We start from the raw sequence: 4,975 nt of genomic DNA on the forward strand, positions 1-4,975 counted from the left end.
CTAAGTTGGGAATAAAGTGATCCATCAAGGCCTAACATCCTTCTAGGTGGATCACTTTCAGATTAGAAAAAGTGGATCACTTTTACGTTAGAACGTGGATCACTTTTATGTTGACAAACACAGGTGTTGATAGCACGAGCAGAATTCTCACCTTCCGTATACGAAAAAACAAATTTGGAGGAGCTTTGAATCTCGTTTGGGGGGATGACAGATTCAGCGATTTTGCTAGTATTGCCGACGTGAAACGCCACCTAGAAAACACCTATGGAGCTTATGTACTGACGGATTGGAGTGTCTACGTTGAAAAAGATGCTTCTTATAGATTTGGAGACGCAAAGTTATGCAGTGGAGTCAGGGATATATGAGGTAGCCTGTTTGGTTAGCGAGGGGTATGAGTTAATTGATGAATTATACTTGGGAAAGGAGATAGATGGCTTTACTGGAAGTAAAAAGTATGGGTATGGCTTTTATGACATTAGCCAAGATAATGAGTATATCGATGCTTTTCGGGGCTTTCTTAGCAAATACCCTTATCCAATTGTAGCTCACAATTGTCCTTTTGATAAGAAGTTTCTTGTCTATTATGGTTGGGTAAAAAAGGATTATCCATTTTACTGTTCCATGCGAGCCATTCGGAACGAAGTGAGTTCGCTGGAAAGCTACTCTATGAGCGCTTTGGTAAGTCACTTCAATATTGCCGATGAAACTGATCATCAAGCTATGTCCGACGTGCTGAATCTGCACAAATTGCTTAAGATGATTCAGCCCAAACACTGGATTCCTGTCGGAGCCACGAAACAAAAGAGCAGACGATGGCCTAGTAAAATCAAACCGAGGAAGATAGAAGACATAGACTTGCCAATCCCAACAACTGGGGTTCTTGCGGGTGAAACCGTATGCTTTACAGGGCAGAGCGACTATCCAAGGCATACGATGCAAGAAATTGCCTTGAAAAACGGTGCAGAACTATCTAGTAACGTGACATTGAAGACGACTATGTTAGTTCTTGGTTCTGGTCCTGGGAGCAAATTGGATAAGGCACGTGCGAGGGGCCTCTTCATCATACCGGATAAGGAGTTCTTCAGGATGTTGGGACTTACGGAAACGGACAAGGAATCGGTGTAGTATTGGGCAAGAACAAGGACATTCGAAGTTGCTGTTAGGCACCACGAATTGAGATTTATCACCTGCAACAGATTAGTTTAGCCGTAGGAATGGATGGAAGTGGCCGCACTACACAGACAACTTGACGGTCTTGGATGGATATGATTACCCGTCTAGCGTTATTCTAGGTTATTGCTCACTTTGACCAAATCGTAGTAAACACCGTGTTCAGAGTCATCCGGTTAGGCTATGGAAAATCGTGGCTAAACACAGGAGTCCTATGAATTGTTTTTCCCAAACCGCAGATGCTTACCATCGATTGACGATTTCCTTGGGGTTTTCTTCGTTGTAGGGAGACATCGTTTCGCACATGCTTGGGCCACTTCCGATAGGAATGCCATACTAGGATTGTGGTCGTCGCTTTCCAGACGGGAAATGGCTGCTGTACTGTGCCTCTAGTTCGGCTAAAGCATCATATTCCTTCTTGGTTTCTGGATTACTCAATAATCTTCTGTTACTTGCTCATGATTCATGAAGCAGCGCCTCCAATAACCGTTTCCCTCTCGACTCGGCCAGTCATAGATCCATTTTTGGTATTCTGCTAGTTTTCCTCGTATGCCACGCAGCAAAACGAACCTACCGTTGACAAGGAAGAAGAATATGTGAAAGTAGTTTGATGCATATTTGCTCTGCAATTTTCACATGCCTGTGGTGCGGCACATCTCTGAAACATGGGGCATACCTAGATGCAAGCCGAATTCTTGAAGTAGATCTATTTCCCTGAGGGTTTTGGCCTGCTACTTAGGGAGCAAGGAGCGTTGGAGTTCTATAAAGGGCATTGATCATTTTCACCATAGTATTCCGCTTGGTGCCATAGGAAAGTCGATGCATTGATGCAGAAATGGGGACAGGTATGTTTACATGACAGTGATTAACCTTTATATTTACGGAGACAAGCCCGGTTCAGTTATCCTCGAAAATGTTGTATAGTGGTAGAAGCAAATAACACCAAGGTTCCACAGGAGGGTTACCATGCTGATTGATATCACGCTACCTCTTACGGGCGAATCCCCGGTCTATCCGGGGGACCAACCTTTCTCAAGGACAGTCACTAGCTCAATGGAAGATGGAGCTTCGAGCAACAACTCCGTAATCAAGATGGGTGTTCATTGCGGTACCCATATTGATGCTCCGCGTCACTTCATGTCTGAAGGGCGGACCATTGAGACGCTTTCCCCTGATCTGTTTATTGGCAAGTGTAAGGTGTTGGATCTAACCTTTGTAGAATCAATCATCGATGTCTCTGTGCTGCAATCCGTTGACCTTGGCGGATGTACTCGGTTGTTGTTGAAGACAAGTAATGCGCGTCTGTTGCAGCAAGGACGGTTTTGCACCGATTATGTGGCCTTGAGTAAGTGTGGTGCTCAGTACTTGGTGGAAAAGGGTGTAAAGCTAATTGGCATAGACTACTACTCCATCGCTCCTTTTACAGAACCAGAAGGGGTCCATCGACTAATCCTAGCCAACGATGATATGGCAATCCTTGAAGCAGTGGATCTTAGTACTGTTACACCGGGTGAGTATGAGTTGCTCTGCTTGCCTTTACTGATTCCGGGAGCGGATGCAGCACCAGTTCGTGCGTTCCTGCGAAGTGTTGGTTCATGTAGATGAGGTACTAAGCCTTCCATAGGGCCGTAATGGCTTGGTCATAGCCCTGTTTGGGTAAAAGGATTTAGGACTCACTGTGCCGAAATATTAGGCAGAAGACGGAGGATGTTCAGTGGAGCAGACTGACAATAGGCAGATTGCTGTTTATGAGAATATTGATCGGAATTTCAAGACTAGTACCTTGGATGCGGTTCTTTACAGTCTGGCGGTGGGGATGGTCAATCCTTTTTTGGGGGTGTACGTTCTTAGATTAGGTGCCTCCAATTTCTTGTTGGGTTTGGTGACCAGTTTGCCGGCGCTGGTAAATGCTCTTTTCTTCATTCCTGCTACTCAGTTGGTGAGGAATGAAACGACAAGGCTACCCATAGTGTTAAGGAGTTCAACCATCGGACGAACGTGTTACCTGCTTTTTGCCATTTTGGCGTTATTGCCGATACCACATCCAATTAAGGCAGTACTTTTTGTGTTGTTTCTTGCTGGGATGAATATACCAGGATCGGTGACGGGTTTGGCCTGGACGGAGATGTTCGGCAACATTTTTCCCGATGAGAAGCGGGCAGAGATCGTTGCATGGCGTAATATGTTTGCCGGAATCGCTACCATGGTGGGCACAATTGCTGCCGGATACTTCCTGGACCAGGTGCGTTTTCCATACAACTTTGCCAGTGCGTTCTTTATGGCATACTTAATGGCCATGGGTTCAGTGTATTTCCTAACCAAGACCATTGAGCCCAATGACGGATATGTACAGTCCAATGCGCCGTTCAAGATTCGCCCCTTATTTGGCGGAGAGTGTGGGCACCGTTTCAAGTACTTTTGCATGGCGGTGTTTGTGATGCAGGTAGGGGTCTTTATGACCGCCCCTGTGGGCACGGTATACTTGGTGGAGAAGCTATCCCTATCCAACGGGAACTTGGGTCTGCTTACCACCAGCGCCAGCTTAACCGCTATTTTTGGTTTTCTACTATGGGGGCGGGTGGCTGCAAATAAGGGTAACAGTTTTGTGCTAGTAGTATCCATGTTAGGCATAGGTGTGTTCTCCCTATTATTTACTTTATATGAGTCCTTGGCCTATCTGATTGGCTTGCATTTGTTTTTAGGAATCTTCAACGCAGGGTATGGGATTAGCGTGTTTAACCTGCTGCTAGAATATGCCGATCCCCAGTATAAGACTAACAGTATTGCATTTTACAATACCATTGTGAACCTGGCAGCCTTTACCGCTCCCTTCGTAGGGTCAGCGCTTCTTGGCCGCTTATCCTTCAATGAGATCTTTGTATTGGCGGGAGTAATCAGGTTGCTTGGTGTGGTCTTGCTATTTCGCACCGTGGAGCTTGGGAAGCTTCTAAGGAGGGATACCGTTGAAACTCATTATCACGGTAGTTAGAACCAGCGATGAAAAGGAGCTCTTAGATGAGCTGTTTAAGAGGGGTCTAACCGCGACAAAATTGGCTAGTACCGGTGGTTTTTTGAAGCAGGGAAACACCACGTTACTCATTGGTCTTGCTGATGAAAAGACCGATGAGGTTGTCCAACTGATTAAGTCTGTCTGTAAACCGACAACCAGTGTCATTCCCCAGATGCCGCCTAGCACTGTCTTTGCACCGGGATTACCCACACGGCCAGTGGAGATTACATCAGGTGGGGCGAAGATCTTTGTTTTAGATGTCGCCGATTATCACGAATAATGGAGCTTATCTCTGGTAGGTTTGTTCGACGGGTCAATCGTTTTGTTGCTGAAGTAGAGCATGATGGTAGACACTACGCCCATGTTCCCTCATCCGGTAGAATGCAGGAGTTGCTCCTACCAGGTAGTGCTATCCTGCTTGAAGATAAGGGTTTGGTTAGCCGGAAATATAGGTACAAACTAAGTTTTGTGCGCAAAGGTTCTGTTTGGGTATCCATTGACTCGCTGTTACCCAACAGATTAGTGGGGCAGGCTCTTAGGGACAGACTCTTTGATCAATTACCGCCCTATGATTCGGTGTGCAATGAAGCTACCTTTGGGCAAAGCCGCTTTGATTTTCTCCTTCTGGGTCCTCATCCGTTAATTATTGAAGTCAAGTCAGTAACCTTGGTGGACAGCACTTCCGCAACAGGGTTCGAAATGACCCTAATGTAAACCAGTCGGGCATTCCTATTGTTTTTGGCGGTTGAAAAATCTGGGGGAAGAGACAGGACCCCCTTTCCCCCAAAGAATGTA

5 protein-coding genes are annotated in these 4,975 nt (G+C 45.9%); all 5 read left to right on the forward strand.

The window, feature by feature from the left end; genetic code table 11:
- Nucleotides 1-309 precede the first annotated feature (309 nt).
- The 5 genes from M0Q40_12420 to M0Q40_12440 all read left to right on the forward strand — a co-directional run bounded on the left by M0Q40_12420 (nucleotide 310) and on the right by M0Q40_12440 (nucleotide 4,894).
- Nucleotides 310-1,125 carry a 3'-5' exonuclease gene (locus M0Q40_12420; protein ID MCK9223394.1) on the forward strand — a complete coding sequence of 272 codons (816 nt, stop codon included), beginning with the start codon at nucleotides 310-312 and terminating at the stop codon, nucleotides 1,123-1,125.
- Nucleotides 1,126-2,136: 1,011 nt separating this feature from the next.
- Nucleotides 2,137-2,775, forward strand: coding sequence for a cyclase family protein (locus M0Q40_12425; GenBank protein ID MCK9223395.1), 639 nt, complete (start codon nucleotides 2,137-2,139; stop codon nucleotides 2,773-2,775).
- 109 nt (nucleotides 2,776-2,884) lie between these two features.
- Nucleotides 2,885-4,159 carry an MFS transporter gene (locus tag M0Q40_12430; GenBank protein MCK9223396.1) on the forward strand — a complete coding sequence of 425 codons (1,275 nt, stop codon included), beginning with the start codon at nucleotides 2,885-2,887 and terminating at the stop codon, nucleotides 4,157-4,159.
- Entirely contained in the window at nucleotides 4,134-4,460 is a 327-nt protein-coding gene (locus tag M0Q40_12435) for a cyclic-di-AMP receptor (protein ID MCK9223397.1), read from the forward strand. The genes M0Q40_12430 and M0Q40_12435 overlap by 26 nt, the downstream gene beginning before the upstream one ends.
- A complete protein-coding gene (locus M0Q40_12440) occupies nucleotides 4,460-4,894 on the forward strand; it encodes a DNA/RNA nuclease SfsA (GenBank protein MCK9223398.1) in 435 nt (144 codons plus the stop codon). The genes M0Q40_12435 and M0Q40_12440 overlap by 1 nt, the downstream gene beginning before the upstream one ends.
- Nucleotides 4,895-4,975: the final 81 nt, after the last annotated feature.

Source organism: Limnochordia bacterium (genome assembly GCA_023230925.1).
Lineage (GTDB): Bacteria > Bacillota > Limnochordia > DUMW01 > DUMW01 > JALNWK01.

Excerpts from the sequence above, each read along its gene's own strand:
- M0Q40_12440 (MCK9223398.1), top strand. The coding sequence starts at position 4,460 with ATGGAGCTTATCTCTGGTAGGTTTGTTCGACGGGTCAATCGTTTTGTT.
- M0Q40_12420 (MCK9223394.1), top strand. The coding sequence starts at position 310 with ATGCTTCTTATAGATTTGGAGACGCAAAGTTATGCAGTGGAGTCAGGG.
- M0Q40_12425 (MCK9223395.1), top strand. The coding sequence starts at position 2,137 with ATGCTGATTGATATCACGCTACCTCTTACGGGCGAATCCCCGGTCTAT.